The organism is Salipiger aestuarii (genome assembly GCF_003259905.1).
GTDB lineage: Bacteria > Pseudomonadota > Alphaproteobacteria > Rhodobacterales > Rhodobacteraceae > Salipiger > Salipiger aestuarii.
In genome coordinates, this window is the sequence record NZ_QLMG01000054.1 from 1 (window position 1) to 26457 (window position 26457).

Below are 26457 nucleotides of genomic sequence, written 5' to 3' on the forward strand. Positions count from 1 at the left end.
GATCTCCCTGGCGGTTGGCGCCGCCGGTTGGGTGGGTTTCAGGTCACCCGGAGATTACGCCGCCTTCGAATTTCCACCACTTCCGCGACACGACCCGACGCGGGACAGAACTTTCACTCAGCTCAGAGTATTAGGCGGCTGGCACGGTGGTTATCTCGACGGGGATGCCTGGCGAATAAACTCAGGCATCCAAACCGTTCATGCGGACGACCGCGCATACCGCTTCCTTGGTCGATCAGGTTCCGTCTATCTATGCCGACGCGGCGGATATCGCATGTCACGCATCATGGCGGCTGGCCTGACAGAGCTGAAGCGTCAGCAGAGCGTTGTCGATGCAGAGGTTCTGGAAGACAGGAATTGGCTTGAACCAGGGCTCTTTGAAGCCCTCCTCTCAACAGCGGCTGACGATACAGCGGAGAAGTGACTTCGCCTCGAGACCTTCGCGAGTCGGTTAGGGGCTTGCTGTGCAGGTGTGGGACCTCAACCGGACGCGCCGCTGCTTCCGGCCCATTCCGGACATTCATCAGGTTGGGCCTCGCTGCGCCGCAGTTTACCCATACCGGACACTGGTGGCATCGCGCAGCATGGTCTGACGGCACAAGGTCAGTGGGGCGGGCAAAACGGTCGTTCGCTGCACTCGCAACAGCGGGGGCCATACGTCCACTGTTCTCGGTAGCTATCCCGCCATTATCTGCTTTCTCCCTATTTGAACCCAGACCGTATGACTGGCACACTTTCTTTAACGTCAGCCCACGATTCTCCCGTGACGAGATAGCGGGCGGGGACGGTTTGCTCGAAGACGCAAACCGGTCAGGATACTTCGGAATAAAGGCGAGGTTATTCGTCGCATACCACATCATCAGGTTCTTAACATGATGACATGACATGCGCCGATCATGTATCTGGCAGCGATGAGTTCCCGCGCGAGACATATCGTAATAACGCTGTTTGCCGTACTGCTTCTGGCAGTCGGTAGCATTGCGTCCGCACGCATGATGGCGCCCGACGAGAACACCATCATCCGTGCCGAGGTCGCGGCGCTTGGCCTTTCCCTCGACGATATTTGCGGCGATCACCTTGGGCACGAGCATCGCTGCCCATTCTGCCATCTGACCCCGGATACGCCCTTACCGGCTCCAGTCGGAATCTGGCGCGTTTTCATTCCGAGCGCCGGCTGGAAGGAGAGCGCGGCTCTCTATCGCGAAGCACAGGCACGAGACCACTGCCATGCGCCTCGTGCCCCTCCTGAAATGATCTGAAGCGGCAATGCCGGACGCGATGCGTCACGTCCGGGTTTACCTTCCTACGGCATGTCGGTGGCCTGACGACGTACACTGACATGGCGTGTTCATTTCGGAAACCCCATGAAACATCCCCTGAAACTGGCCGGGCTCCTGCTCGCCAGCACATCTCTCTGCGCCACGATCGCTTTTGCCCAAGAGGTTATGGACCTCGGCACCATCACTCTCGATCCGATCCTCATTCAGGGTCTTGAGAACGGCGCAGTCATCGACGGTTACCGTGCGGATGCGATCTCGAGCGCCACGCGCACGGCAACCCCGCTCCAGCAGACGCCGCAATCCGTTCAGGTCCTGTCGCCCGAACTGCTGGAGGATCAGGCCATCACCACCATGTCCGAGGCACTTGGCAATGTCAGTGGGGCCCAAGGCACGATCCCTCTTCAGACGCCTGCCTTCGAATCCACCCTGTTGCGCGGCTTCCCTGCCGAGTTCTACCAGGACGGCATGACCAGTTACATCAATACGGGCGACGCCAATGCCATGGCAGGTGTCGAGCGGATCGAGGTGCTGAAGGGGCCGAATGCCATCCTCTACGGCGGCGGTATCGGCACGCCCCTTGGCGGCCTGGTCAACATCGTGACCAAGAAACCCGAGCCGGAAAACTTCACCGAGCTTGGCCTGACCTATGGGACAAACAACTACATAGAGCCGTCCTTCGATATCAATCGCCAGCTGTCCGACACCGTGCTCTTCCGCATGAACGGCAGTTACGTCTGGTCCGAAGCAGACCAGGACGTGATTGAGACGGACCGCTACTCGTTCAGCCCCTCGCTGACCTTCGGCTACGGGACGGATACCCGCCTCACGATCGAGGGCTACCTGTCCCGTTGGGAGCAAAAGGAATATCAGGGCCTGCCCGCCGTCGGTACGGTGACCGGGGATTTCAGCATCGACCGGGACCTCTACATCGGCGATCCCGATATTCCGGAAAGCCACACGGAAACGCGCAAGCTGACTTTTACGCTGGAGCATGATTTCAACGGTCAATGGTCCAACCGCACGCAGTTCCGCTATGGCGAAAACGAAGTGGAACAGATCACCCAGATCATCCTGTCGAATGCCCCTGATGCGGGGCCGACCGACTGGGGCCTCTACAATTCCTACGTGCCCGGCGAGCAGACCGAGTACAGCTTCAACACCTCCTTCGAGGGGCGTTTCAGCACCGGGAATTGGGATCACGTGCTGCTATTTGGCGCGGACTATTCCCGGATCGAAGATTATTCTCTGATGTACATGGACTACGCCGGGAGCAACGATCTGGCGAACCCGGGCGCATGGCCCGCATGGACCATGCCTTCGACGCTGGCTATGGGCGAAGGCAACGGCACCTACACGACCTCCGGGGCCTTTGTGCAGATGCAATCTTCCGTCGGGCGGCTGCACCTCCTGGGCGGGCTGCGGTTGGCCCACTTGGAGACGATCTACGATTCCGAAGGCTACGGTCGGCGCGACACCTTGGAAGAAACAAAGCTCTTGCCCAGGATCGGCGCGGTCTATGACCTCACGGATCAATGGTCGGCCTTTGCCAGCTACAGCGAGGGCATGAAGGCCAATGCGTTCTATTTTTATTCATCGACACCTAAGCCGGAGTTTTCCCGCCAGGCCGAGATCGGCCTGAAATATGATGGAAGCGCCGTCTCGGGCAGCATTGCCGCCTTCCGGATCGAGCGTGAGAATGTTCCTGTCACCGACCCCAACGACCCCATGATGCTGACCAGCGTTACCGAGGGGCAGCAGCGCTCTCAGGGTGTCGAACTTGATGCCGTCTGGCAGCCGGGGGGCGCCTGGAAGGTCATGGTGAACTACGCCTATACCGATGCCGAGCTGACGGCGGATATCCCGATGGGCGCCCCTGCCGGGTCAAAGCTTCCCGGTGTGCCGCGTCATTCCGGCGGTCTCTGGGTCGATTACGATGCACGGGCTGACAACGATGAAGGCTGGCGCGCGGGGGCCGGGCTGCATGCGGTCTCGTCCTCCAAGCTCGATCAGGCAAACACCTACGAGACAGATGGCTATGCCACAGTGAACGCCTCTGCCAGCTATACGCAGGGCGGAATGACCTATGCACTGGCCGTGAAGAACCTCTTCGACACGGAATACGACCTGCCGATGTATGGCTACATGGGGGGACGTGTGGTTCCCGGTGCCGAGCGACAGATCCTCTTCAACATCAGCAAGAGGTTCTGAGATGCTCCGCACCCTTGCGCTTTGCGCATTTCTCTTGCCCATGACCGCAATGGCTGATCCGGTCATCCCGCTTTATCCCGACGGCAGAGCCGCGCCTCTGAACCGCCCTGAAAGCCGGGATCGGATCGAAGGCGAGATCTTCGTCTTCAACGTCAGCGCCCCTACGCTGGAGATCGTTCGGCCAACGGATGCGACTGCCAACGGCACGGCGGTGATCGTCGCGCCCGGCGGTGGTTTCGTGGGGTTGGCTTATGAGCAGAGCATGGCGGTCGCACACCGCCTTGCCGATCTGGGCATCACGGCATTCGTCCTGAAATACCGCACCATCGAAAGCCCGGACGACGGCATGCACATGCCCGAAGTCCATGTTCAGGAAATGAATGTCCTGATGCAAAGGGCGGAAACGGGCCAGCCTGCGGAGGCTCCGATCTTCGCAGGCGAACCCTCCGCGGTCGAGGATGGTCGCCGCGCCATGAGCCTGTTGAGGGAAGGTGCGGCAGACTGGGGCATCGACCCGGCGAAGATCGGCTTACTTGGGTTCTCCTCTGGCGCCTTCCTGGCCGCCGACCTGGCCATCGGCGATGCCGAGACCCGGCCGGACTTCGTCGCTTTCCTCTACGGCGGTCTGCGCACACCCGTACCCGCCCACGCCTCGCCGGCCTTCATCGCGGCGGCTGCAGATGACGCCTTTTTGCCGGATGACAGCCTGCGCATCTACATCGCCTGGGGCGAAGCGGACGTTCCGGCAGAGCTGCATGTCTATCAGAACGGCGGTCACGGCTTCGGCCTCGAACCTCAGGGAAAGGCAAGCGACCACTGGTTTGAGGACTTTGCCGCGTGGTTACAGACAAATGGCCTGACCGATATTCACCAGCACCGCTCTCTCCAAGGAGACTGACCAATATGACGACCCAATCAACCAATCCGCCACGTGAGGCGTCGCAGCCGCAGGCGAACAAACTCTACTTTGCCGCATGGCGATGGCATTTTTATGCAGGGCTCTTCGTCGTGCCCTTCCTTCTGATCCTTGCCGTGACCGGCATGATCATGATGATCTCCACTGCAACGTCAAACCAGCTCGGTAACGTCGCGGATGTCGCGATGACGGGTACCGCGGTTCCCGTGACCCAACAGGCGGACGCCGCACTTGCGTCTGTTCCTGGCGGCACGCTGAACCAGTATGTCGCCCCCGAAGCCCCGGACCGCCCTGCCTTCTTCGCCATCGAGCAGGGCAACGCCGTCATGTCTGTCGCCGTGAACCCATATACCGGGACGGTGCTGAACAGCCAGGACAAGACCACGACGCTCTATGCCATTGCCAACCGCATCCACGGAACGCTCCTGATCGGGGATACCGGAGACCGGATCATGGAAACCACGGCGTCGTTGATCGTTCTCCTGATTGTCACCGGGCTCTGGATGTGGCTTCCCAAGGCAGGCATCCGCGCCGTCGTCCCGGACATTCGAGCGCGCGGGCGGAACCTGTTCAAGTCGCTGCATACCAGTGTGGGGACAGTGATGTCGCTATTCCTTCTTTTGTTCGTCCTGTCGGGCCTGTCTTGGTCGGGGATCTGGGGCGCGCAGTTTGTGCAGCCTTGGGCGTCGTTCCCGGCCGAGAAATCCTGGACCAACATTCCCCTCTCCGACCGGACCCACGCTTCGATGAACCACGCTGGGCACCAGGACGTGGCATGGGGCATGGAGCAGGTGCCGATGCCCGCCTCGGGAAGCGATGCCGGGGCCGCCGGTGTTTCCGATAGGGTCACGCTGGACACGATAAGCGCCTGGGCTGTCGAGAACGGTTTCTCGGGGCAGTACAAGATCTCCATTCCGCAGGATGAAGCCGGCGTTTTCACCGTCATGGCGGAGGTTCGAAACGAAGATGACGTGATGCCTTGGCAAGACCGAACGACACATCTTGACCAGTATACCGGCAACGTGCTCGCCGATGTCCATTACGCGGAGTACTCTCTCATGGCCAAGGCGATGGCCTGGGGTATCGGGCTGCACAAAGGTCTAGTGGGACCGCTGAACTTTGCCTTCAACTTGGTGTTCTTGCTCTTGGTCATCATGACCTGCGTCACCGGGATCGCCATGTGGTGGAAACGTCGCCCTTCGGGTGCCGGTCGGCTGGCTGCTCCTCCGATGCCGCGCGACATGCCGCTTTGGAAAGGCGCGGTGCTGGTCGCGCTGGCGCTTGCGATGGCCTTTCCCATGGCGGGTATCGCCTTGCTTGGAGTGGTGGCGCTTGACGTGCTGCTTCTGACAAAGGTTCCCGCGCTCAGGCGCATCCTGAACTGACCACAGTGCCCCAAGCCGCTATCGCTGCGGCTTGGGGCACGCGGTGCGGACGAGCGTTGTACGCAGATATCGCAAGAAGCGAAACATGGACGTTTGTCCTCGCAGTCGCCGCTGGATGGTGTCGGAGAAAGAACAGCAGTATCCTGCCCGATGGAGCGGCTTGATCAGGCTCTGAGCGGATAGAAAGGTAGTCATACCCGGAAATCGGCGGGATATTTCGCGCACCTGTTTGAGAGAGGTTCAAGGCGAATGACCGAAAGCAGCCGGGAAGAGCGCGGTGCCGCCCCGACGACGGCACCATGGAGCTCGAAGCGGGCTTGTGGGTTTGCCGGATAGCTCGAGCCTTGCCAGCCCCGGAAGTCGGCTTCCATGTATCCGGATGATCCGATTGCCAGCACAGCAAAGGTCGGATTCTCGATCTTTGCTGTGCCTCGGGGTTAGGCGCCTTGAAATCCCTCGCGCGGCGTCGGTCCCGGCGCGTTGCTGCCTGAGGCCAAGACTCCAAACGCAGCAACGCAGCTACTGCAGAGCGGGTGTTGGGCATAATGTCCAGAATTGGTGGCCGCTGAAGGTCGGCTGGTCCGAAGAACGGACCCTGCAAGGGCTCAGTACGCGGCGGTCACGATCACCTCGACCTTCAGCCCAAGGCGGGCGAGGCGCGCTTCGCCGCATGCGCGGGCGGGCGCGTGACCCTCGGGCACCCAGGCATCCCAGACCGCGTTCATTTCGGCAAAGTCCTCCATGGAGGACAGCCAGATGATGACCTGCAACATCTGCTCTCGCGACGACCCGGCCTCCTGAAGCAGGGCATCGACACGGCCAAGGCAATCCCGTGTCTGCTCGGCGACGCTGTCGCCTGCACCGACCTGCCCGCAGAGATAGGCGGTGCCATTATGCTTGACGATCTTGCTCATGCGGGGGCCGGTTTCAAGTCGTGTAATCATGTCGGATTCTTTCGGAGCGCTGTTCAGGCCGTGACGAGTTTTGACAAGAACCGACGGCTGCGGTCGTCCTGGGGGCTGTCGAAAAAAGTCGCGGGGGCCGCCGTTTCGACGATTTCACCCGCTTCCATGTAGACCACGCGATCCGCGACCTGACGGGCGAACCCCATTTCATGAGTCACCACGACCATGGTCATCCCCTCCTGCGCCAGCGTGACCATGGTATCCAGAACCTCCCGGATCATTTCAGGGTCGAGCGCCGATGTCGGCTCGTCAAAAAGCATCACCTTGGGCCGCATGCACAGGGCCCGGGCGATGGCCACCCGTTGCTGCTGGCCGCCCGACAGCTGGCCGGGATATTTGTCGGCCTGATCGAGGATCTGCACACGCTCAAGGAAGTCACGCCCGCGTGCCTCCGCCTCGGCCCGGGCCGTACGGCGCGAGAGAATCTGCGGCAACGCGCAGTTCTCCAGAACCGTGAGATGGGGAAAGAGGTTGAAGTGCTGGAACACCATGCCTGCCTCACGCCGGACCTCGTCCAGATTGCGCAGGTTGTCGCCTAGTTCTATGCCACGCACCCGGATGGTGCCCGCGTCATGCACCTCCAAGCGGTTGAGGCATCGGATCAGTGTCGACTTTCCAGACCCGGAGGGACCACAGATCACCACCCGCTCGCCTTCCGCCACTGAGAAGTCCACATCGCGCAGGGCATGGAAGGTGCCGTAGTACTTGTTCAGCCCTGATACTTCGATCGCCCTTGTCATCAATGGCTCCTTGCTTTGACACCGGCTTCGAGGTGCTGGGAGTACCAGCCGATAGCGGTGCAGATAATAAAATAGATCGCCGCTACGAACAGATACGCCTCTGTCGATGGGGCGGGCCAGGCCGGGTCCGTGGCGGCGCTACGCGCCGCGCTGAGAATGTCGAAGACACCCACAATCAGAACCAGCGACGTGTTCTTGACCATCACAATGGCGGTATTGGTCAGCGGCGGAATAACTTTCTGGATCGCTTGCGGAAGGACGATATGCCAGACGGTTTTCCAGTACGGAATGCCGAGGGCCTGTGCCGCTTCGACTTGCCCGCCGGACAGACCTTGCAGCCCGCCGCGGATCACTTCGGCCAAGTAGGCGGCCGCAAAGATCGTGAGCGCTGCGAGCGTGCGGCCCAGCTTGTCGATGGTCCAGTCCGGCGGCAGGAAGAGTGGCAGCAGAATGGCCGCAACGAACAAGAGACCGACCAGAGGCAGGCCTCTGACGAGTTCGATCATCAGGATAGAAACAGCTCTCGCCACCGGCAGCTTGCTGCGTCGGCCAAGCGCAAGCACCACGGCAATCGGAAAGCCAAGACCAAGGGACAGCACCGCAAGTAGCAGGGTGATCGGCAGCCCGCCCCATTTCGAGGTGGGCACGTAGGACATGCCGAAGACACCGCCCTGCATCAGCACCAGCATGACCGCCAGCCCCACTGCCCAGAGGCCAATGATCCGAAGCCCCCAGAGGCGTGGCCACAGCGTGGCGAGCACCAGCGCGATGATCAGAACGATCACCGTGAACGCCCGCCATTGGGCTTCGGGCGGATACAGACCGAAGAGGATCAAACGAAGCTTGGCATGGATGAAGCTCCAGCAGGCCCCGGCTCCGTGGCAGAGTTCCGGGGGGCCTGCTTGCCATTGCGCATCCAGTACGGCCCAGCGAAAGGCCGGGATCAGCGCCAGTATGATCGCAACGGAGAGGAGCGTCAGCAGGGCGGAAAGCCAGCTGCCGAAAAAGATTCGGACACCACGGCTCACCATAGATGGGCTGGTGGAGGGCTGAGCTGTGGCATTTGTGCGATTGTTCGTCATGATGTCTCAGCGCTCCACGAGCGCGATACGCGCATTGTAAAGGTTCATCAGGGCGGAGACCGACAGCGAGATCGTCAGGAAGACCGCCAGCATGATCAAGATGCTCTCCAGCGCCTGGCCGGTCTGGTTGGTCACCGTGTTCACGATCAGGCCAAGTTCAGGATAGCCCACAGCAACCGCCAGGGTCGTGTTTTTGACCGTCGACAGGTATTGAGACGTCATAGGCGGGACGATCACCCGAAGCGCCTGCGGCAGGATGATCCGAAACATGATATGACGTTCAGACAGACCCAGTGCGCGCCCGGCCTCCCACTGGCCTCGGGCGATGGCTTCGATACCGCCGCGGATGATCTCTCCGGTAAAGGCAGAGGTGTAGAGCACCAGGCCGATCAGCACCGCTGCGAACTCCGGGCTGAGATAGGTGCCGCCGCGAAAATTCAGTCCGGTGAGTTCCGGCAAATCAAGCCCGATCGGGCGCTCCATGGCAGCCCATAGCGCGACGCAAAAACCGGCCCAGCCGGCCACTCCCAACACCAGCCGCAGTGCCCTGGGCATGTGGCGGCCGCGCAGATGACGGCTGCGAAGAGCCAAAGCCACTCCCACCAGTGACAATCCGCACAGCACCAGGAACAATCCGCCACCCGGCGCGATCTCAAGCGCAGGTGCATATACGCCTCGCAACGACAGGAATACGCCTGGAACCGGGTTCAGCGCATCGCGCGGCGCGGGAAAGACCGAGGTCGCGATTCCGTAGAAGAACAGCAGCTGAACGATCAGGGGGATGTTGCGGAACAAGGTCACATAGCTGCGGCCCAGGCGGGTCAGAAGCGGATGCCCAGACAGCCGGGCAAGCGCCAGCAGCAACCCGCCCAAAGTGGCGAGGACGATTGTCAGGAAGGACAGCCAGAGCGTATTTCCTATGCCGACCGCAAAGGCCCAGAGGAAACTATCGGATGGATCATACCGGATAACGCTTTCGGAAATCGGAAACCGGGCGGGCCTGGACAAGAAATCAAGCCCTGTGCGGATACCGCGTTCTGCCAGGTTGGACGCTGTGTTGTTGCCAAGCCAGAACAAAAGACCCACGAGGCCGCCCAGAAGGGCGACCTGTGCGACCAGGCTGCGCAGCCGGTCAGAGTACCATAGGGTCCTTAGCATCACTGGAAGGCCAGCGGGAACATGACCCCGCCATCACTGTAAAGTGCGTTATATCCGCGCTCCAGCTTCAGCGGGCTGTCCATGCCGACGTTGCGCTCAAAGACCTCGCCGTAGTTCCCCAGCGCCTTAACGATCTGATAGGCGAAATCCTCGCTCAGGCCGAGTGCTGCGCCATTGCCCGGATCGGTACCCAGAAAGCGGCGGATGCGCGGGTCATCGCTTTCCAACATCTCATCGACGTTAGCCTGCGTAATGCCGAAGTTCTCGGCAGCGATCAGCGCCTGGATCGACCATGTGACGATATCCATCCACTGATCGTCCCCCTGCCGCACGGCCGGCGTCAGAGCGTCGGCATAGGGCGTTGCGGGGAAGATGATGTAATCGTCCGGATTGTCGGCCATGCTCGCCCGGACCGACGCCAGCGCCCCGGCATCGGTGATCAACGCATCGCAGCGCCCTGAGAAGAAGGCCTGGCGCGCCGCAGAGGTATTGTCGAAAACCACCGGGCTGAGGTCCAGATCATGTTTGGTCGACACGTCATTGACGACCAATTCCGTGGTCGAGCCTGTCTGCACGCAGACCGTGGCGCCAGTCATGCCTTCAACCTCGCTGATCCCCAGCGATTTCGGCATCATGAAGCCCGTGTACTCATAGTAGTTGGGCGTGGTGAAATTGATACCGTTGGCGTCGCGCTGCAGCGTCCAAGTCATGGTCCGGGGTAGCATGTCTACCTCGCCGGTCTGCAACGCCGGAATGCGCTGCTGGCCGGAAAGCGGAACGAAATCCACCGCATCCATGTCGCCCAGCACTGCCACAGCAACGGCTCGGCAGGTTTCAACGTCGAGGCCGCGCCAATACCCGTTGTCGTCTGGCGCACCGAACCCCGGGGTGCCCTGGCTTGCGCCGCAAACCATGCGACCGCGCTCCTTGACAGCGGCAAGTGTGCCACCGCTCTGAGCTTGGGCCGTGCCAGCGAGCAGCATCGCAGGCATGGCCAGCGCGGTCAGAATTTTCATCTTTGTTTTCATGTTTCTTCTCCTGTCGGTGGAAGCCGCCTCTTTCGGGCGGCGTTGATCAGGCCTCGGCGAGGATGCCGAAGAACCTGTCGAGATCGGCCTTGAGGTCCTTCGGATCTTCAAGGCCGATACTCAGCCGTAGAATGATGCGGCTGTTGCGGGGCTCGGACGTCACTCGGTGCGCAGCCACGCTCATCGGTGCGATCAGGCTGCGAGTGCCGCCCCAGGACGCGCCGATGGCAAAGACCTCCAACGCATCCAGCGCCGCGTCGAGCCTGGACTCCCAGGCTTCGGGCAGGACCACCGAGAACAGGCCCGAGGCACCTATGAAATCACGCTTCCAGAGCACGTGACCGGGGCTATCGGGCAGCACCGGGGTCAAAACCTCGACCGGATGGGCACTGTCGATTGCAAACGCGAGATCGGTGGCCACGCGGCCTGCGTGGGCCAGGCGCACTGCCATGGTTTCAAGCCCGCGCAAGACGAGGGAAATCGCATCTGGCGCCGTATGAAAGCCCAGCATCCGCATGACGTCCCGCAGGCCCTTGCGCAGGTCGGGGTCGCTGACGGAAACTGACCCCATGAGGATGTCGGAGTGGCCGCCGGGGTACTTCGTCAGGGCCTGCATTGAGAAATCCACCCCATGCGCCAGCGGTTTGAACAACAGCGGCGTGGCCCAAGTGTTGTCGATGCCGGTATAGATCCCCTTGGCTTTCGCCACTTTGACAATTGCGGGGATATCCTCGATCTCCATTGTGGTCGAGCCGGGGCTTTCGGTCCATATCAGGCGGGTTTCAGGGCGGATATGATCCGCGATCGCCGCACCTGTGCCGGGCGGATAGGTGGACCATACGATCCCTAGGGTATCAAGGAAGTTGCGGCACAAGCCGGCAACTGGCGGATAGGCGGTTTCGGCCACCAGAACATGATCACCCGGTTTCAGAACGCTGAGGAACACAACGGCGATGGCTGCCTGCCCGGAGGGAAGTACGACCGTCTTGGCACCGCCCTCAAGCGCGGTGAGCTGTGCCTCCAGCACCCGCTGTGTGGGCGTCCCATGCATCCCGTAGGAATAGCTGTCGAGATCGCGCTGGCCTCGGGTCGCATAAGCGGCTGCGCTGTCAAAGACGATCGTGGAGGCGCGCTCGACGCCGGGGGCCAGCGACGCGAATTCGCGGTCATCGACTTTAGGGTGGTGAACGGTAAGTGTCGCGTCGCGCATCATGATCTCCGAGTGTATTTCTCGTAGACTTACAGAAATGGCCTAGGCTTAATACTGATCTGATAGCATAGCTGTATGCCTTAACCTTATAGAGCTACCGGCCATGAAACATCGACAAGTTGAAGCCTTTCACGCCCTGATCATCTCTGGTTCGACCGTGCGCGCGGCAGAGATCATGGGGATCACGCAGCCGGCCGTGTCCCGGCTGATCGCAGAGTTGGAGCACTCCGTTAGGTTTCCTCTTTTCGACCGTGTCCGGGGCAGACTGGTCCCGACGCCAGAAGCACGGCTCTTCTTTCGCGAGGTCGAGGAGAGCTTTCGCGGCATGGATCGTCTGCGCGCTGCCGCCGCCGGGATCCGCGACTATGGCGAAGGCACGCTCAGGATTGGTGGTTTGGCGGCGGGGAGTGTCGCTCTCATACCCTCTGCGATCCGCCTCTTTCGAGAGAGTCACCCCAAGATCCGCATCACGTTCCACGTCAAATCCTCGGCCGACATCCGCAATGGAATCGTGGACGGGCAATATGATATTGGCCTCGCGGCGGATGAGATCGACAAGGCCGGTGTCGACACCCAAACCTTCGCCTCTTCTCCCGGTGTCGTCGCGATGCCGATGGACCACCCCCTTGCGTCGAAGGAAACGATCAAGCCGGAGCATTTGTCCGATCTGCCATTGCTTGGACTGGTGCCAGAGGACCGGGCGCGTCAAAGGCTTGATACCTTACTCGCGCAACATAATGTAGTACCCGACTATATCGTCGAGACTCCCAACTCCGCGACCATCTGCGCGCTGGCGGAGAGCGGCAATGCCGTCGGACTGATAAACCCCATGGTCATTGACAGCGCCCACCCCAACCGCGTCGCGTTCCGCCCATTCCGGCCATCGGTGATATTCAGGTCGTTGCTCATTTTCCCGGTGGAGAAGCAAAAATCAAAGCTGGTGCGGGAATTTACAAAGACGCTGATGGCGCTGCGATGAGGATGCGACTAGCGTCCCATAGAGACGACTGGCGCTTTGCACGTATGATAGGCCATTGCTTGGATATGGACGGACGCCGTGCGTCTGAGGCCGAGATGAGAAAACGTAGCGATCTGCGCGTAGACGATGTTGGTGCGCGGCGGAGCATGCAGGTTTCGATCTGCTTGGGCTTGAATGTCTGCTTTCACCTAGTCGGCATGGAACCTTCGTAGAAGCAACGAATGTCGGCTGTCCGCCCTTCGAGGACAGATCATCATGCAGCGCCGGACGTGAGCGGGGACTACGCCCCCTTGAAGCAAACCATTCGCCCCCAAGAGCGATGACGCGAGGTGTATTCCTAACTGGTGTGGAGCCCAGTACCCCGGGAAGCCCTCGGGAGGCGTCACTCAGGTCTGATCTCGCGCTGATGGCGCGCAAGAAGCGTGACCAGTCTCCGGCCGGAAATCACCTTCTGGCGCTTGAGGTGGATGAGGCCCCGTTCGACCGGGTCGAGGTCAACGTCGTCTCCACAGACGCGAGCAAGGGTATCGGCGTAGACGTCTGTTGCTGTGACGGGCACCTGACAATTTCTCCGACGCTGATATCGGCTGAGGATCGTAGCGACAGCTTGCGTCGGCTTAATGGTCTTCATCGGAGTTCCCACTGCTTCTAAGCGACCTGGTATCCAGGGTCTCACCATCGCAAGCCAGCCCCACTGCGCCATGCTCAGGCTCTTACAGGGAGAGCACGACGGCCCTCCGCCAGATCCCCCGCCTCATGCCACGAACCGCACATCCCCTTCATACGCGAAAGGCGCCGGAGCGTCTGCTCCAGCGCCTCTGTCACCGTCTTTCAGAGAGTAGCCCAAGGACACCAGCCGATACGTTTCGCCCTTGACACCCCTTGCGCAGACTTATGCTTCCGTTTGCGCATTCATCTGCTTTCTCTGACTGCAATGCAATTGGCGCGCGGCCCCTGAAGGATTCGAACCCTCGGCCGTCCGCTTAGAAGGCGGATGCTCTATCCAGCTGAGCTAAGGGGCCTGCGGCGCGCCCTGACGTTTAAACGACGGGCGCCCCGTGGGCAAGATCATCCATTTGCTTTTGCGTCAGACGCTTGACCACGACGCATCGGTTCGCCAGCGTCATGGGCCATGAAAACCGGAACTTTCAAGCCTGTGAGGTCACCTGGCGCATTTGTTCCCCGAGACCGCGGGCATTCGTCGCGCAGGCGGTGGTTGACGCGTTCCACAAAGCCATTCCGCATGGGTTTGCCCCCTCTCGGGATCACGCTTCGCATGACCCCGCCGGGCAGCGGGACGCGATGTGGTGCCGCTCGACCTTATGTGCGGCTGCAAAGGTCTAGATTGCGTTACTGGCCACGGTGTGCTTTTCAGCCCGGCGTCAATTGCGCTGCCCGAAAAGAAGAGCGCAAGGCAAAACCTTTGGTGGGGCAAACTGACCCTCGGCGCCATCAAGTATGCCTCCTGGGTTCCGCAGAGTAGGCGGGATGAAGTGAATAGACCGCCCGATGAGACCCCGCAGGTGCCGGATGACGACGACGACGTGCCATTGCTTCCGGCACTGCGTCGGCGTCCAGCGATCCGCGCCGCGCGTGATCGACGGCACACACCCGTGACGCCCGACCATTCGTTCTAGGCGCTTCAACTGCGCGACCAACCACGGAGCCGCGCTTGCACCGTTCGCAGAGCAGTGCGTGGTCGGTTCATAGAAACGAACCTATCCGAAATCAAAGTGAAATCGCCTGACGGAGACGGACCCGTTGCCGAAGGCCCGAGCCTGACGGAAAGAAATCCGCGTTTGTGGCGCCGGGCGGTACAAGGCAGCCAACCGTCATGATTTCGACGGCCCGAGGCCGCTTTGCCACCAAACCAGCGTGTTTCATTTCGTCCTTCCCCTGGTTGCTTTGCCGGGCTTGACGTGCTGCAACACGCGGGCGAAAAAATGCGATCTGCAATTTCGCCCGCATGTTTTCAAGTTACGCCAGAAGCACGTCGCCGTAGGTCTCCCGCAACTTGTTCTTCATCACCTTGCCAGTTGCGTTTCTCGGCAATGCCTCGACGAAAACGACGGCATCGGGGATCTGCCATTTGGCGACCTTGTCAAAGAAAAAGGCCTTCAAATCCTGTTCCGTCAGGTTTGTTCCGGGCGCGCGAACCGCAACGATTACCGGACGTTCGTCCCATTTCTCGTGCTTCGCGGCGATGACGGCGGCATCGGCGATATCCGGATGCCCGACGGCGATGCCCTCGAGTTCGACGGTGGAAATCCATTCGCCGCCCGATTTGATGATGTCCTTGGAACGGTCCCGAATGGTCATGAATCCATCCGCGTCAATCGAGGCCACATCGCCGGTTTCGAACCAGCCATCGGATTCCAAAGTCGTGCCGGGTTCCGCGCCGAAGTAGCTGTCTACGACCCAATGGCCACGAATGCGCAGATTGCCTTGCGCGGCCCCATCCTCGGGAAGTGTGGTGCCTTCGTCGTCCACGATCTTGAGTTCGACACCGTAGGGCGGGCGGCCCTGGCTTTCGCGAACTTTCGCCTGTTCTTCTTCGGTCATGCCCACATGGCGTTCAAGCAGCGCATTTGCAGTTCCGAGAGGCGAAGTTTCGGTCATGCCCCAGGCGTGGACAACTTCGGTGCCGTATTTGTCGCGGAACTCGGCGATCATCGAAGGCGGGCACGCCGTTCCCCCGACCACGGTGCGTTTGAGCGACTCGGCTTTGGAGCCAAGCTTGTCGAGCGAGGCGAGCAGCCCTTGCCAGATGGTTGGCACACCAAGCGCAACCGTGACGCCTTCGTCGTCGATGAGCCGTGCAAGGCTGTCACCGTCAAGCCCAGGCCCCGGCAAGACCAGCTTGGCGCCGACCATTGCCGCGGCATAGGGAACGCCCCAGGCATTGACGTGGAACATCGGAACAACCGGCATCATCACCTCGCGCGCTGAAAAGTTCAGCGTGTCGGGCAACGCGGCGCCCAGCGAATGCAGGACAGTGGAGCGATGAGAATAGAGCACACCTTTGGGGCTTCCCGTGGTGCCGGAGGTATAGCAAAGGCTGGATGCGTCCGTTTCGTCGACATCCACCCAATCGGCATTTTCATCCCCCGTGGCCAGGAAATCCTCGTAAAACACAAGTCCGGGGATTTTGTCTGCCGCCTCGTCGTCGCGTTTCGACATAAGAACGAACGTGTCGACTGTCGTCAGCTTTTCCCTGATGCCCTGGATGATCGGCAGGAAGGTCTTGTCGAAAAAGATCACCCGGTCTTGCGCGTGGTTGATGATATAGACAAGCTGTTCGGGAAAGAGACGCGGATTGATCGTGTGGCACACCATCCCGCTGCACGAGATGCCAAAGTAGCACTCCAGATGCCGCGCGTTGTTCCACGCGATCGTTGCCACGCGATCCCCTTTGAAAAGCCCCAGTTTCGCAAGCGCCGAGCCGAGTTGCCGCGCGCGATCAGAAACGCCTTTCCATGTCGTCCTTGCCTTTGAGCCATCCGTCTCCACCGACACGATCTCGGTGTCTCCATGGTAGCGAGCACCGTGATCTATAAGAGAGTGGATTGTCAGCGGCATCGCCATCATTTGTCCGTGCATTTAGCTTCCTCTTTGATTTTTGGCGCTTATTCGATCGCTCTGGACGGCCTGGGATGTGCCGGTTGCGGCTTGCGGTTTCCTGCAACGAACGCCATCGCATCCGTGACATGTGACTGTCTTCTTTTCTCTTTACCGTGCTCAGGCAACCGACCTGCTCCGATCCAGGACGCGCACCTGCCCCAGAATGATCTCGGCGGCGTTCTCGGCAATGACCATGGTGGGCGCGTTGGTGTTTCCGGCGACAAGGCTTGGCATGATCGACGCATCCACCACCCGCAACCCCGAAACGCCGCGAACTTTCAGTTCAGGGTCGACTACCGACTCTTTGTCCGCCCCCATCCGGCATGTGCCGACCGGGTGATAAATCGTCTCGGCGCCTTCGCGGATGAAGGCCGCGATTTCCGCGTCGGACTGTACGGACTTTCCGGGCTGGACCTCGTATTTGCTATGCGCGGACATCGCCGGAGCGTCGAGTATCCTGCGCGCCGCCTTGAACGCGTCAACCATCGTCTTCAGATCTTCCGGATCGCTCAGATAATTCGGCTGAATCAGCGGATCGTCCATAGGGTCCGGGCTTTTGAGTCCGATATAGCCCCGGCTTTTGGGCAACAGATCGCAAATGTGAAGGGTATAGCCATAGCCGAAAGCGATCTTGCGGCCATGATCCTTCAGGTAGGTCGGCAGGAAGTGAAACTGCACGTTCGGCCGGTCGCGATCGGGCGACGACTTGATGAACCCCCCGCTTTCCGCGACATTCGACGTCATGAATCCCTTGCGCTTGAAGTTGTAGGAGAAAAACCCGCCAATGGCACGCGGCAAAAAGCTGAGCGCGACACCGATCGGACGCCTTGAACTTGCAGCATGCATGATCGTCACGTCAAGATGGTCGGCCAGATTCTTGCCAACCTCGGGAAGATCGTGAACCACCGCAAGGCCGTGACGCTTGATTTCCGCCGCGTCCCCGATACCGGACAGCAGCAGAAGCTGCGGTGAATTGACGGCGCCGCCGGACAGGATCACCTCGCCGCCGTCATTCAGGCGCAGCTGGCGATATTCGCCGCCTACCCGCAAGGTGACACCGGTTGCTGTCTTGTCCTCCATGACGACCCGCGTGACGCGGGCATCGGTGAAGATTTCGAGGTTGGACCGCGATTCCGCCCCGCGCAGAAAGGCTTGCGCCGAGCTCCAGCGCCGACCGTCCTTTTGCGTGACCTGGTACATGCCCAGGCCGTCCTGGGTGCCGCTGTTGAAGTCGCCGTTATGGGGGATTTGCAGTTCGCGTCCGGCCTGCACGAAATCGCGGCTCAGGGGGTTCGCGGTCTGCAACTCGCTGACGGAAAGCTCGCCGCCCTTGCCGTGGGCGTCGGTTGCCCCGAAGCGGTGGTTGTCCTCGATCCGCTTGAACAGGTCTGTCATACGGTCCCAGCCCCAGACATCCGTGCCCGCCTCTGACGCCCAATAGTCGTAATCGGACTTGTGCCCGCGAATATAGACCATGGCGTTGATCGACGACGAGCCGCCCAGCGTCTTGCCGCGGGGCCAGAACAGCTTGCGGCCATTCAGGTGCTCTTGCGGTTCGGTGTCGAATGCCCAGTTCAGTTTCTTGCTGTTGGCCAGCAAGGCGATCCCCAGCGGCATGTGTATCAGCGGGTTTTTATCCTTTGGGCCCGCTTCGATAAGCGCGATGCGTTTTGCCGGGTCTGCCGACAGGCGGTTGGCCAGAACGCAACCGGCGGATCCGGCGCCGACGATGATATAGTCGTACATTTCTTCTCTCCCTGTTGGTTCGGCGCGGCGTTTAGCCGAGCACCCGGACCACGATATTGATAAGGCGGCGCACAAAGCCCGTGTAAGGCGGGAACAGCATGTGCGTGATGGAATGCTGTTCCTCCAGCACGGCTTTTTCATGGGAAAAGGCCTTGAAGCCGTATTCGCCATGCGCCGCCCCGATGCCGGAGTTGTTGACTCCGCCAAATGGCAGATTCGGATGCAGGAAATGCACCACGGTGAGGTTGATGCCCACCGCGCCCGATGAGGTGCGCGCGATGATCTGATCGGCGAAACTCTTGCTTTTGTCGAAGATATAAAGGGCAAGCGGCTTGGGGTTCGCGTTGATCTTGTCGATGACCTTGTCCAGGTCGATATATTCGATGATCGGCAGGATCGGTCCGAACAGCTCTTCCTGGGTGATTTCCATATCGTCCGAGATTTCGGAAATCAGCGTCGGGGCGATGAAATTCTGGCTTGCATCGGTCTGACCGCCCTGAAGGATGCTGGCGCCTTTGCTGCGGGCGTCTTCAATCAGGTTGCGCACCCGGTCAAAGTGCCGTTCATTCACGATCCGGCAATAGTCGGGCGTGGTTTTCTGGGCCTCGGGCGTTTTTCCATAGACCCGGCCAATCTCGGCCTTGATCGCAGTCTTGAATGCGGCCAGCACATCGCGGTGCACATAGACATGGTCGGGTGCGATACAGGTCTGTCCGTTGTTTGAGAACTTGCCCCAGACGATGTTGCGCACGGCCTTCTTGATATTGGCATTCGGGCCGACGATGGTGGGCGACTTGCCGCCAAGCTCCAGTGTGACCGATGTCAGGTTTTTCGCCGCGGCCTGCATGACGACCTTGCCGATTGCCGGGCTGCCGGTGAAGAAAATATGGTCGAAAGGCAGCGAAAGAAGCTCCTGCGAAACGGCCGCGTCGCCTTCGATGACCTTGACCAGATCCGGGGTAAAGGCGTCTTGCACGATGTCGACAACGACCTGGGCCGCGTTCGGCGTCATCTCGGACGGTTTGATGATCGCGCTGTTGCCCGCCGCGATGGCAGAGACGAGCGGTCCGAGCGAAAGGTTCACCGGATAATTCCACGGCGCGATGATCAGGCACACACCCTTGGCCTCGGGGCGAACGCGGGCCCTGGTGCCGAATACGCCCAGAGTCGCGTGCGCCCGTTTGTCGCGCATCCACGATTTCAGGTGATGCCTGGTGTGCCGGATTTCCTGAAGGACGGGAAAGATCTCGGTCAATTTCACTTCTTCAGCGGGTTTGCGGAAATCAGCGGCGCAGGCCGCGATGATCCTGTCCTGGTTCCGCTTGACGGCGTCTGCCAGGCGATCCAGCTGTGCAATGCGCGCCTTGCGGTCGAAACTGCCCCGCCGGGCAAGTTGAGCCCGCACCTGGGCGTCGAATGCGGACCGGATGGCATCCGCGCTGGTTGTGTTGCCAGGAAACGATGCAATCTGATTCATGCGAGATCTCCTAGTTTTCTTCGTAGAGGACGTAGTCCTCTTTCGTGGCGCCGCAGTCAGGGCAGCACCAGTCGTCGGGGATCTGACTGAACAGCGTTCCCGGTGGAAACCCTTCGTGTTCGTCGCCAAGGGCTTCGTCATAGATATGACCGCAGGTGATGCAGAGCCATTTCCGGTAGGCCGTTCCCGCAACCGGGGTCGCCTGCGCTGCCGGGGCAGCCTGAGGCGTCGGCGGCGCGGCAGGGGCCACAGCCACAGCCACAGCCACGGGTGCTGGTGCTGGTGCGGGTTCCGGGATTGGCGCGGGGGCGGGTTCAACGACCTGAGCGGGTGCAGTCTCGCCTGACGGAGATCCGCCGATCAGGATAAAGTCTTGCTTGTCGCGTACCGCGCAATCCGGGCACGCAAAATCGTCGGGCACTTGTGACCAGGGTGTTCCTGGCGGAAAACCTTCGTGCGGATGCCCCTGGATCTCATCATAGGTGTATCCGCAATCCGGGCATTCATATGTCGCCATCGTTCATTCCTCCCATTCACATGCGCGCCAACAGGCGAGCATGCGCGTCGTGTTCTTTTTTTCTGTGGGTTGTTGCTGCGGTCCGGCCTTCGGGGGAAGGCGGGATGCTATCGGGCAGGTCGGGGTTGGCCCGATCCGAGCCAACCCCTGCGTGTCACGCGGTGTGCCAGAAGTTTATTCGGCAGGCACAGCGACAGCCTGCGCGGGTGCGACCGATCCGAACTTGCGCTCATAGTATTCGCGCATGCCGGGCTCGATCTGGATCTTGTTCAGATCGCCCTTGGCCCAGCCCAGGACACGGTGATCCATGATCGACCGGAACCACGCCGGAATCAGGGCCGCGAAGAACATTCCGGGATAGCCCGAGGGCAGTGCGGGCAAGTCCTTGAAATCGCGCAGCGATTGATAGGACCGGGTGGGGTGCGCGTGGTGGTCCGAGTGCCGTTGCAGGTGGAACAGAATCAGGTTCGACATGATGTGGTTCGAGTTCCACGAATGATGCGGTTTCTGATGCTCGTACTTTCCGTTGGGCATCTTTTCGCGCAGCAGGCCATAGTGTTCGATGTAGTTGGCCGAAGTAAGCTGCCACCATCCATACGCCATCTGAATGGGCAGGAACACCAGCATGATCGGCCCGAAGAACGCCAGCAGCCCGGCGTAAAGAACCGCCGTCAGGATCAGCGGCTGAAGGATTTCGTTGTCCAAAGACCAGACGCTCTTGCCGCTTCTTTCAAGGCGGACCTCTTCAAGCTCCCACGCCCGTTTGAAGGCGCCGGGGATCTCGCGGGTCGAAAAGGCGTAAATGCTTTCACCCATTCTGGAGGTCGCCGGATCGTTCGGGGTGGCCACATCGCGGTGGTGCCCTTTGTTGTGCTCGATGAAGAAGTGGCCATAGCCGACGACTGCCAGAACCAGCTTGGCCATCCAGCGGTCAAAGGTTTCCTTTTTGTGTCCCAGTTCATGGCCGGTGTTCAGGGCCAATCCGTTGACAACACCCAGCGACAAAGCCAGCGCGACAAACTCGAACGCATTGACCGAATGGGTCGCAACCCACCAGCAGCACCCGATCAGGGCCGCGTAGTGCATGGGGACGGTCAGATAGGTAAGCACGCGGTAATAGCGGTCTTTTTCAAGATCGGGCACCGCCGATTCGGGAGGATTCGAAAAATCCTCGCCGAACATCGCGTCCAGCAATGGCACCGCAAGATACCACAGGATCAACACAGTCCCGTACCAGACGCTCCACCCGGTTACCGATACCAGATAAAGCCCGATCAGCGGCGTTGCGGGCCAGAATACGGACAAGATCCAGAAATATCTTTTCTTGTCCACATATGCCTCTGCGGTTGCGACGTCTGCCGTGCCCGCTTCGTTCAGATCCTTCATCGGTTGTTCCTCCCTTGAAACCCGTTGTTAGGCTCGGTGACGGTCATGAGGCCATGCGTCTCGCATTGCGTCGTCCTGCCACTGGGCGCTGGACAATAGTGATCGTTCCAGCCGCGGCGCAGAACAACTACACGTTCGTGTAGTTTCGGGTTTCGCGTGCTTCCGGTACGTTGCAACATACAGCAATGATACGTCACTTCGGGGAGGGAGGGATGATCACAACCTCCAGTGCAGCCCCTGACGACCTTGCCGACTTTGTGGATCGGATGGATACCCGCCGGAAAAAGCTGGCTCAGGGCTGCCTGAGACGTGACAGGCTGGATTTTGCGGCGCACCCCGGCGCGAAGTGTCTCCTTTTCAAGGCGCCCCGCGGCTTCGGCAAGTCGGTGCAGATCGCCCTGTGCGCCCAGGCCGCGATCGACCGGGGCGAGGATTGCGTCTATCTGGATCTGTCGTCGTTCTGGCAAGAAGGCGTCAGCGAAGCCGAGTTCGTTGCGCGCGCGATTGTCGCGGTGCTGGCGCCGAAGGCGTTCCGCGGCATGCAGGCCCGACCCAGCCTGAAAAACGCCGCGCTGCGCCTGCTTCTGGGCCGCAAAGAGCCTGTTACAATTTGCCTTGACGGTGTGACGGACATCTTCACCATCCAGAGGTTTTTGAAAACGATCACGCTGGAGACGCCCGAAACCGTTCGCCTGGCGGTAAGCGAGCGCCTGCCCGGTACGATGGTCACCCTGTCGGTGCTTTCGGATGTCGTGACAATCGGTCCAGGAGAATTGAGCTTCACTCTCGATGAGACGCAGTCGGTTCTTTCTGTGGAAACCGACCGTGCAGAGAAGATATTCGACATGGCAGGCGGTTGGCCGCTGTTGTGTACGCTGGCCGGACAATCGAATACGTCCGGCGAGGCTATCGTTCACCTGCCGGAAATTCAGGCCTATTTTGAAAACGACGTTCTGGCACAGGTATCCCGGCCGCTTCGCGAGTGCCTTGTCAACGCCAGCTGGCTGGAAGAAATCACCGCGGAAGCCTGCGATTATGTGTTCAAGACACATGATTCAGCTGGCAAGCTGGCGGAACTCGCATCTCTTAACAGTCTCTTGACGACGAGCAGTGACCGGCCAAACTGCTTTGAACTCAATCCCACGCTGCGCGCCTACCTGCGCAATCGTTTCATCGAGGAATACGGGTCGCGTCGATCGTATTTTCTGAAACGCATCGCATTCTGGCATTGGCGACGGAGCGAGCATCGCCTGGTCGTTGATGTCGCTCTGCGGGCCCAGGATCACAACTGGGCCCAACGGCTGACCGACCAGGCTCTGTTGGACCTTGCGTTAAGGCAGGGAGAGATCGAAGCCTTGACGATCTGGTTCACCGGGATTCCACGGGCCAAGCTGTTTGGGATGCCATCCTTGGCCATCGGGTATGCCTGGGTGCTTTTCTTCAGTCAGCGTGCAGGGGAAGCACATGATATTCTGGAGAAGTTGAACACGTTCCGGGGGGCCGCCTTAACGGCGCAGGACGACCCGAATGGATGGGCTGAACTGGTTCGGTCCATTGGTCTTGCCACTCATGATGCGTTGAAGGAAAGCGACGAAAGTTGCGCGGCCTGGATTGATACCTATGGATTGGCCAACCCGGTCGGTCGGGCCGCCGCGCAGACTTGCAGAGCGTTCATTGCCGCCTCTGACAGGCAGTTTTCCGTGCTTTCAGATCAAATTGCCTCTGCCACGGTCGTGAGCGGCGCAGTCCGTCACCGCTATGCGTTTGGCTGGCTTGCCGCCGCCGGGGTTCTGGCCAGGCTGCTCAATGGCGACATTCATGGGGCGCGCCGCGAAATTCGGAGTGCACAGGAAAATGAAAACGTTGCCTATAAGCGAACGCCCTTTGTAAAGGGCATGATCGCGACCATGGAGCTGCAGATTCAGGCAGAAGACGGATCGGTGACCCCCGATGAAAGCACCGTGCAGGAAGCTTTGGATTTCGCGCTCGAATTCGGGGTGACGGATGTGGTTTGGAACACCGTTCGAACCGCGTACGAAATCTATATCCGTCAGGGCGACACATCGCGGGCCTTTTTGTTGCTTGAACGCTGCCGCCTGCTGGCGAAGGAAAGCGGGCTGAAACGCTTGGGCATGCTGGTTCGGTTGGGCACTGAAGTCTTTGCCATGGGGACCCGAACGAGCACCGCGCTGGCGGCCGAGCCTCTTCCGTCGGACGAAGACCTGCCGTTTCTGCCAAACCAGAACCGTGCCATCCAGGCGGAAAGCGCTTTGCTGCAAGCCTCACGATTTTTGCGTGACGGCAAACTGGGTCTGGCGGAAAGACAGGCGCGCAAGGCTCTTTCGGATTTCACCGCCGTCAAGGACCAACGCGGAGAAATCCGGGCGGAATATACCCTTGCCGCCACACTTTACCTGATGGGAGAGGAAAAGCAGGCGCAGAAACGAATCGCCGAAGCCAATCACAAGGCGCAACAACTGGGTAGTTTCAGAACTTTGCTGAACAGGCACCATTTTCTGCGGGTCATTTGCCCGGATTCCAGAGCGTTGCTGAGACAGACGGCAATCGAAATTTCCGCGTTTGCGGAACCGCCGAACAAGGCGCAGGGCGATCAATGCGAAATTGCGGACAGGTCGGCCGTGATCAGCCAAAAACAAGTCCGGGTTTTGCAATATGCGGCGCTTGGGTTGAGCAACAAGGAAATTGCAGCGCGCCTGCATATCACGGAAGACACCGTGAAGTGGCACTTCAAAAAAGTAATGCGAGGCCTAAAAGCCGGCAATCGTACCGAGGCCGTGCTGATCGCACGATCGCGTGGCCTTATCTGAACGTTCGACATACACGGGGGGAACAAGAACATGGACACAACTGTCATCATCGGCAACGGCGCAGCCGGCACAAATGCTGCCGCGGCCTTGCGAAAAAATGGATATGCAGGCGCGATAAAGCTTATTGGCGAGGAGGTGGCGCTTCCCTATCAGCGTCCGCCTCTATCCAAGACCTGGCTGCTTGGCCCGGACAGGCCGCACCCGATTCCGATACGCCCGCTTTCCTTTTTCGAAGCCAATCGCATCGAGCTGATACGGGCGCGAAAAGTCGTCGGCATTGACAGGACCGCGCGGGATATACGCTTTTCCGATGGGAAGACGACGACATTCGATACGCTCATTCTTGCGACAGGGGCGTCGCCTCGCCGTCTTGATTTGCCGGGGGGGGACCTGAAAGGGGTTCGCTATCTGCGAAATCTTGGCGATTCGGCGGGGCTTCGTCACGCGCTGACTGACCCCGACTGTCGCGACGTTGTCATCATTGGTGCCGGTGTTATCGGACTCGAGGTGGCCTCTGCGGCAATCGAACTGGCAAAGACCGCCACGGTCATCGAGTCCGCCGCACGCGCGATGGCTCGCGTGGCGTCCCCCGCGACAACAAATTTCATCACCCAGAGGTTGACGGAAGCCGGTGTCAGGTTCCTGTTCAACAAGAAAATCCAGGGGTTTGGCGCCTCTGGTTGCCGCGTTTCCTCGGTCAGTCTTGGCGATGGGACGGTGGTAAAGGCCGATCTGGTGCTCGCGGGCATCGGCGCCACACCCAATGTGGAGCTTGCCGAGGCCGCAGGTCTGGACTGTGACAATGGTATCTGCGTCGATCAGGATATGCGGACATCCGACCCGAAAATATTTGCGATCGGCGATTGCGCCAGCGGTGACAGCAAATTCGCGCCTGGGAAACTGCGTATTGAAACCGTTCATAATGCAATCACGCAGGCTCAGATTGCCGCAGCAGCGATTTGCGCCAGGGAACGACCCGCGCCTGTGGCCCCCCGGTTCTGGTCCGATCTCAAGGACATGAAGGTTCAGGCCGTTGGAATAGCGGCCGGTTACGATCTGGTGCGAAGCAATGCCTCGCAGCATCCACCATCCTTGGAGGTGCATCTGAAATGCGATGACCGTCTTGTGGCCACTGAGACTGTGAACCTGCCCAATCGCCAGAGCGCCCTTGCAAAAGCGATTTCTCCGGTGGTTCTGACAGATGTCCGGTAAGGGGACACCCCAGCCGGGACTCTGATACGTCCACGGGGATGCAACCGCAGATCTGCCGTTTCAACGCCAAACACAATGGCCCGAAACGGCATGGGCGCATATCGGTATTCTTGTAGAATACCGCCTCTGTCACCTTTCTGTGGTCGACCAACTGGCGGCACCGGAATCGCCGGTGCCGCCCTTTGGAAAAAGCGACTGATGGATAGACGACCCGCGAACGGTTGATCATGTGCCCTGCCATGAATGGGCGGTCACATCCCGTTGGGCAGTATGGCTGTTTCCGGAACAGTTCCTGTTAGGGTTTTCATTCGTTTTCCATGGTTTGCAACGGCGTGTTTCGTAAGCATCCGGCGTAGGCCGCGGTCATGCAGCGAGTTGGCGCTGCGATGTCTGCCAGTTCCATGGCAGAAGGTCCGGCACCCGTGAAGCCGTTGTGTTGGGGAGCTTGTCGCGGACGTCGGCGCGCCAAGCTTGCGGGGCGATGTCGTTTATCCTGGCGGTGGCGATCAGGGAATACATGAAGGCGGCACGGTCGCCTCCACGCTCGGAGCCGACGAAGAGCCAGGATTTCCGTCCCAAGGCGATACCGCGCAGCGCGCGCTCGGCCGCGTTGTTTGTCAGGCGGACGCGCCCATCCTCAAGGAACAACGTGAAGGCGTTCCACCGGTCCGTCTTGAACATGTCGCTGATGGCCCTGGCGACGGGGTTGTGCTTCGACA

Annotated in this window: 22 protein-coding genes, 1 tRNA gene and 1 pseudogene; 8 read left to right on the top strand and 16 right to left on the bottom strand. The window is 60.2% G+C overall.

Translation table 11 applies throughout. From position 1 onward, the window contains the following. The 5 genes from ATI53_RS23695 to ATI53_RS19550 all read left to right on the top strand — a co-directional run. The coding region (locus ATI53_RS23695) for a hypothetical protein (RefSeq protein WP_211315406.1) at positions 1-424 on the top strand (424 nt) is incomplete at its 5' end. 472 nt (positions 425-896) lie between these two features. After that, positions 897-1259 (top strand): hypothetical protein, encoded by a 363-nt coding sequence (locus tag ATI53_RS19535; RefSeq protein ID WP_009502368.1) that lies wholly within the window; start codon positions 897-899, stop codon positions 1257-1259. 105 nt (positions 1260-1364) lie between these two features. Next, positions 1365-3488: a TonB-dependent siderophore receptor gene (locus tag ATI53_RS19540; RefSeq protein ID WP_111551155.1), complete on the top strand. Its 2124-nt coding sequence runs from the start codon at positions 1365-1367 to the stop codon at positions 3486-3488. Position 3489: 1 nt separating this feature from the next. Continuing rightward, on the top strand, positions 3490-4386 hold the full coding sequence (locus tag ATI53_RS19545) for an alpha/beta hydrolase (RefSeq protein WP_009502370.1): 897 nt from the start codon (positions 3490-3492) through the stop codon (positions 4384-4386). Positions 4387-4391: 5 nt separating this feature from the next. Continuing rightward, on the top strand, positions 4392-5789 hold the full coding sequence (locus tag ATI53_RS19550) for a PepSY-associated TM helix domain-containing protein (RefSeq protein WP_009502371.1): 1398 nt from the start codon (positions 4392-4394) through the stop codon (positions 5787-5789). A 605-nt stretch (positions 5790-6394) separates the two neighbouring features. Here the strand turns inward: ATI53_RS19550 and ATI53_RS19555 are convergent. Genes ATI53_RS19555 through ATI53_RS19580 form a run of 6 tightly spaced genes read right to left on the bottom strand, consistent with a single transcriptional unit; the run spans position 6395 to position 11972 of the window. Beyond that, a complete protein-coding gene (locus tag ATI53_RS19555) occupies positions 6395-6733 on the bottom strand; it encodes a RidA family protein (RefSeq protein ID WP_009502372.1) in 339 nt (112 codons plus the stop codon). Positions 6734-6756: 23 nt separating this feature from the next. Further along, positions 6757-7494, bottom strand: a complete 738-nt coding sequence (locus tag ATI53_RS19560; protein ID WP_009502373.1) for an amino acid ABC transporter ATP-binding protein — start codon at positions 7492-7494, stop codon at positions 6757-6759. After that, the gene (locus ATI53_RS19565; RefSeq protein ID WP_034451207.1) at positions 7494-8576 is read right to left on the bottom strand and encodes an amino acid ABC transporter permease; all 1083 of its coding nucleotides are present in this window, start codon (positions 8574-8576) and stop codon (positions 7494-7496) included. The genes ATI53_RS19560 and ATI53_RS19565 overlap by 1 nt, the downstream gene beginning before the upstream one ends. Before the next feature lie 6 nt (positions 8577-8582). Continuing rightward, entirely contained in the window at positions 8583-9734 is a 1152-nt protein-coding gene (locus ATI53_RS19570; RefSeq protein ID WP_009502375.1) for an amino acid ABC transporter permease, read from the bottom strand. Beyond that, on the bottom strand, positions 9734-10762 hold the full coding sequence (locus ATI53_RS19575; RefSeq protein WP_009502376.1) for an amino acid ABC transporter substrate-binding protein: 1029 nt from the start codon (positions 10760-10762) through the stop codon (positions 9734-9736). The genes ATI53_RS19570 and ATI53_RS19575 overlap by 1 nt, the downstream gene beginning before the upstream one ends. A gap of 46 nt (positions 10763-10808) precedes the next feature. Next, on the bottom strand, positions 10809-11972 hold the full coding sequence (locus tag ATI53_RS19580; RefSeq protein ID WP_034451231.1) for a trans-sulfuration enzyme family protein: 1164 nt from the start codon (positions 11970-11972) through the stop codon (positions 10809-10811). A 103-nt stretch (positions 11973-12075) separates the two neighbouring features. On the opposite strand from ATI53_RS19580, the gene ATI53_RS19585 reads away from it, so the two are divergent. Beyond that, positions 12076-12951 carry a LysR substrate-binding domain-containing protein gene (locus ATI53_RS19585; RefSeq protein ID WP_009502378.1) on the top strand — a complete coding sequence of 292 codons (876 nt, stop codon included), beginning with the start codon at positions 12076-12078 and terminating at the stop codon, positions 12949-12951. A 382-nt stretch (positions 12952-13333) separates the two neighbouring features. Here the strand turns inward: ATI53_RS19585 and ATI53_RS19590 are convergent, their stop codons facing one another. From ATI53_RS19590 to ATI53_RS19625, 9 genes and pseudogenes are all read right to left on the bottom strand, one after another. Continuing rightward, a complete protein-coding gene (locus ATI53_RS19590; protein WP_009502379.1) occupies positions 13334-13582 on the bottom strand; it encodes a hypothetical protein in 249 nt (82 codons plus the stop codon). A 317-nt stretch (positions 13583-13899) separates the two neighbouring features. Next, a tRNA-Arg gene (locus ATI53_RS19595) sits at positions 13900-13973 on the bottom strand. Positions 13974-14019: 46 nt separating this feature from the next. Continuing rightward, positions 14020-14229: an integrase core domain-containing protein gene (locus ATI53_RS24510; protein ID WP_111551156.1), complete on the bottom strand. Its 210-nt coding sequence runs from the start codon at positions 14227-14229 to the stop codon at positions 14020-14022. A gap of 699 nt (positions 14230-14928) precedes the next feature. Next, positions 14929-16551: a long-chain fatty acid--CoA ligase gene (locus tag ATI53_RS19605; RefSeq protein WP_170134628.1), complete on the bottom strand. Its 1623-nt coding sequence runs from the start codon at positions 16549-16551 to the stop codon at positions 14929-14931. Between the two features lie 138 nt (positions 16552-16689). Next, positions 16690-18318, bottom strand: coding sequence for a GMC family oxidoreductase (locus tag ATI53_RS19610; RefSeq protein WP_111551157.1), 1629 nt, complete (start codon positions 18316-18318; stop codon positions 16690-16692). Positions 18319-18349: 31 nt separating this feature from the next. Further along, complete coding sequence (locus ATI53_RS19615; protein WP_009506506.1) at positions 18350-19795, bottom strand: aldehyde dehydrogenase family protein; 1446 nt, start codon at positions 19793-19795, stop codon at positions 18350-18352. Positions 19796-19805: 10 nt separating this feature from the next. Beyond that, the gene (locus ATI53_RS24515; protein WP_009506507.1) at positions 19806-20063 is read right to left on the bottom strand and encodes a rubredoxin; all 258 of its coding nucleotides are present in this window, start codon (positions 20061-20063) and stop codon (positions 19806-19808) included. 111 nt (positions 20064-20174) lie between these two features. Then, a pseudogene (locus tag ATI53_RS23705) lies at positions 20175-20312 on the bottom strand (rubredoxin); the annotation flags it as partial. A gap of 174 nt (positions 20313-20486) precedes the next feature. Further along, positions 20487-21698 carry an alkane 1-monooxygenase gene (locus ATI53_RS19625; RefSeq protein ID WP_111551159.1) on the bottom strand — a complete coding sequence of 404 codons (1212 nt, stop codon included), beginning with the start codon at positions 21696-21698 and terminating at the stop codon, positions 20487-20489. Between the two features lie 212 nt (positions 21699-21910). On the opposite strand from ATI53_RS19625, the gene ATI53_RS19630 reads away from it, so the two are divergent. Both ATI53_RS19630 and ATI53_RS19635 read left to right on the top strand, forming a co-directional pair. Beyond that, positions 21911-24526 (top strand): helix-turn-helix transcriptional regulator, encoded by a 2616-nt coding sequence (locus ATI53_RS19630; RefSeq protein WP_111551160.1) that lies wholly within the window; start codon positions 21911-21913, stop codon positions 24524-24526. A 30-nt stretch (positions 24527-24556) separates the two neighbouring features. Next, positions 24557-25738 carry an NAD(P)/FAD-dependent oxidoreductase gene (locus ATI53_RS19635; protein ID WP_111551161.1) on the top strand — a complete coding sequence of 394 codons (1182 nt, stop codon included), beginning with the start codon at positions 24557-24559 and terminating at the stop codon, positions 25736-25738. A 363-nt stretch (positions 25739-26101) separates the two neighbouring features. Here ATI53_RS19635 and ATI53_RS19640 read toward each other — a convergent pair. After that, positions 26102-26457, bottom strand: a 356-nt coding sequence (locus ATI53_RS19640; protein WP_146609966.1) for an IS66 family transposase, incomplete at its 5' end; no start/stop codon positions are given.

Bases quoted from the DNA above. Each gene is read 5' to 3' on its own strand.
- ATI53_RS19590 (WP_009502379.1), bottom strand. From the start codon at position 13,582: ATGAAGACCATTAAGCCGACGCAAGCTGTCGCTACGATCCTCAGCCGA.
- ATI53_RS19545 (WP_009502370.1), top strand. From the start codon at position 3,490: ATGCTCCGCACCCTTGCGCTTTGCGCATTTCTCTTGCCCATGACCGCA.
- ATI53_RS19535 (WP_009502368.1), top strand. From the start codon at position 897: ATGTATCTGGCAGCGATGAGTTCCCGCGCGAGACATATCGTAATAACG.
- ATI53_RS19605 (WP_170134628.1), bottom strand. From the start codon at position 16,551: ATGCACGGACAAATGATGGCGATGCCGCTGACAATCCACTCTCTTATA.
- ATI53_RS19560 (WP_009502373.1), bottom strand. From the start codon at position 7,494: ATGACAAGGGCGATCGAAGTATCAGGGCTGAACAAGTACTACGGCACC.
- ATI53_RS19550 (WP_009502371.1), top strand. From the start codon at position 4,392: ATGACGACCCAATCAACCAATCCGCCACGTGAGGCGTCGCAGCCGCAG.
- ATI53_RS19635 (WP_111551161.1), top strand. From the start codon at position 24,557: ATGGACACAACTGTCATCATCGGCAACGGCGCAGCCGGCACAAATGCT.
- ATI53_RS19610 (WP_111551157.1), bottom strand. From the start codon at position 18,318: ATGTACGACTATATCATCGTCGGCGCCGGATCCGCCGGTTGCGTTCTG.
- ATI53_RS19630 (WP_111551160.1), top strand. From the start codon at position 21,911: ATGATCACAACCTCCAGTGCAGCCCCTGACGACCTTGCCGACTTTGTG.
- ATI53_RS19615 (WP_009506506.1), bottom strand. From the start codon at position 19,795: ATGAATCAGATTGCATCGTTTCCTGGCAACACAACCAGCGCGGATGCC.
- ATI53_RS19555 (WP_009502372.1), bottom strand. From the start codon at position 6,733: ATGATTACACGACTTGAAACCGGCCCCCGCATGAGCAAGATCGTCAAG.
- ATI53_RS24510 (WP_111551156.1), bottom strand. From the start codon at position 14,229: ATGCGAAGCGTGATCCCGAGAGGGGGCAAACCCATGCGGAATGGCTTT.
- ATI53_RS19540 (WP_111551155.1), top strand. From the start codon at position 1,365: ATGAAACATCCCCTGAAACTGGCCGGGCTCCTGCTCGCCAGCACATCT.
- ATI53_RS19625 (WP_111551159.1), bottom strand. From the start codon at position 21,698: ATGAAGGATCTGAACGAAGCGGGCACGGCAGACGTCGCAACCGCAGAG.
- ATI53_RS19575 (WP_009502376.1), bottom strand. From the start codon at position 10,762: ATGAAAACAAAGATGAAAATTCTGACCGCGCTGGCCATGCCTGCGATG.
- ATI53_RS19570 (WP_009502375.1), bottom strand. From the start codon at position 9,734: ATGCTAAGGACCCTATGGTACTCTGACCGGCTGCGCAGCCTGGTCGCA.
- ATI53_RS19580 (WP_034451231.1), bottom strand. From the start codon at position 11,972: ATGCGCGACGCGACACTTACCGTTCACCACCCTAAAGTCGATGACCGC.
- ATI53_RS19565 (WP_034451207.1), bottom strand. From the start codon at position 8,576: ATGACGAACAATCGCACAAATGCCACAGCTCAGCCCTCCACCAGCCCA.
- ATI53_RS19585 (WP_009502378.1), top strand. From the start codon at position 12,076: ATGAAACATCGACAAGTTGAAGCCTTTCACGCCCTGATCATCTCTGGT.